The sequence below is a fragment of the Mesorhizobium sp. M0052 genome (genome assembly GCF_040323255.1).
In the GTDB taxonomy this organism is placed as follows: Bacteria; Pseudomonadota; Alphaproteobacteria; order Rhizobiales; family Rhizobiaceae; genus Mesorhizobium.
The window spans coordinates 1-1,881 of the sequence record NZ_JAMYUS010000058.1 but is presented as its reverse complement, the minus strand read 5'-3'; the positions used below and the strand labels follow the sequence as shown (position 1 = coordinate 1,881).

The following is a 1,881-nucleotide window of genomic DNA, read 5'->3' as shown; positions in this document are numbered from 1 at the left end:
GGCCACAAGATCCTATGAGGAGGGTGGATAGCGACCTGCGCTGTGGCAAAGGTGAGGTTGCTAAACCCTAGACACCCTACCTTGGAGGCCGAGCATGCCCGTTGCAGCACACCGACCCGATGCGTTGACCGCCATCCGCACTGATCTTGGCGCAATTTTCGTCTCGTTGGAACTCAGCCGCTCGAAATGGCTGATCACCTCTGTCGCCGGGCGCTGGCGAGAAGATGTCGAAACACGCAGTGGCGGCCGGCGACGTGGTCGGCATGCTGGCGCGGTTTGCCGAGCTCAACCGGAAGGCCGAGGCGCGGACCGGGAAATGCTTTCCGATCATAGTCGTCCAAGAGGCTGGGCTCGACGGCTTTTGGATCCACAGGGTGCTGCAGGCCGAAGGAATCGAAAGCCACGTCGTCGATCCGGCCTCGATTGCCACCTCACGCCGGCGGCGTCAGGCAAAGACCGACAAGATCGACGGCGAGGCGCTGGTGCGCGCGCTGCTCGCCTATAAGAGGGGCGAGCCGCGCGTCTGCGCCATGCTGCGGGTGCCCACCCCCGAGGAAGAGGACCGCCGCCGCCTCTCGCGTGAGCGCAAGGCCTTGACGAACGAGCGGACCCGCCATGTCAACCGCATCAAAGGCCTGCTGTTTGCACAGGGTGTCTCCGGCTACGAGCCGTTGCGGCGCGATCGGCGCAGGTGCCTTGAGGCGCTGAAGACCGGCGACGGGCATCCGCTGCCGGACCATCTGAAGCAGCAGATTGATCGCGAACTCGAACGGCTGGAGCTGCTGATGGAACAGATCAAGGCGGTCGAGGCCGAGCGCGACGCCATGCTTGCGACCGAGCAGAGTGCCTCGCCAGCCCCGGCCATGCTGCTCGACCTGAAGGGCATCGGGCAGGAGTTTGCCGCCGTGCTGTGGACGGAGGGCCTGTCGCGGCACTACGACAACCGACGACAGCTGGCCGCCTACGCCGGCCTGGCGGCGACCCCCTGGCAAAGCGGCTCCGTCTCACACGACCAGGGCGTTTCGAAATCCGGCAATCCAAGGCTGCGAACTACGCTGATCCAGCTCGCGTGGCTATGGCTGCGCCATCAATCGCAATCGGCGCTCTCCTTGTGGTTCAAGGAGCGGGTGAAGCAGAACGGCGGGCGCCTCAAGAAGGCGACGATTGTGGCGCTCGCCCGCAAGCTACTCGTGGCGCTGTGGAAATACGTCAACGCCGGCGTCGTCATCGAGGGGGCGGTCATGAAGAGCGCCTGATGCCGATTGCCGCTCACCCATGGAATGTGAACTAAGCACTTCTTCCAGGGCCTGATCAGTCCTGGCGGATCCAGGTGGACGAACCGAAGGTTGGGATGGCCTGAAATGCCCCGCCACAAGAATGGTCCAGTCCTCCTGAGCCCGTACCCGCCGCAAGCGGGATGTTGGTGCCGCTGTTTCGAGCAGCGACCGTATATAAGTTGGATTGGGCTCGGATAAACGGGCCGCGTCATGCCATCGGGCTCAGATCATGGATTCCGCAACACATCGAGAAGGTGAAGAAATGTTGCCCTGACACACCCGTTCCGTCTTTACCTTCCTCATATAAGCTCAACCTGACGACGGGCAGGAGCGGCATGGTTCTCGACCTCATCGTCGAAGCCGGCAATCCGGCCGACAGCGAGCGGTTGCTGCCGATGCTTCAGCGCCACATCGACCGATATGGCGAGCCGCCACGTCAGGCGGCCGCCGATGGCGGCTATGCTAGCCGCGCCAATCTGATCCAGGCCAAGGCTTGGGGCGTGAAGGACATGGCCTTCCACAAAAAATGCGGCATCAAGATCGAGGACATGGTCAAGAGCCGCTGGGTGTATCGCAAGCTGCGCAACTTCCGTGCCGGCATCGA

The 1,881-nt window shown here is 63.1% G+C and carries 2 pseudogenes; both read left to right on the top strand.

Annotated features, from left to right (window positions below):
• Positions 1-94 precede the first annotated feature (94 nt).
• Positions 95-1,256: pseudogene (locus tag NKJ77_RS32310) on the top strand (IS110 family RNA-guided transposase).
• 323 nt (positions 1,257-1,579) lie between these two features.
• Positions 1,580-1,881, top strand: a pseudogene (locus NKJ77_RS32305) (transposase); the annotation flags it as partial.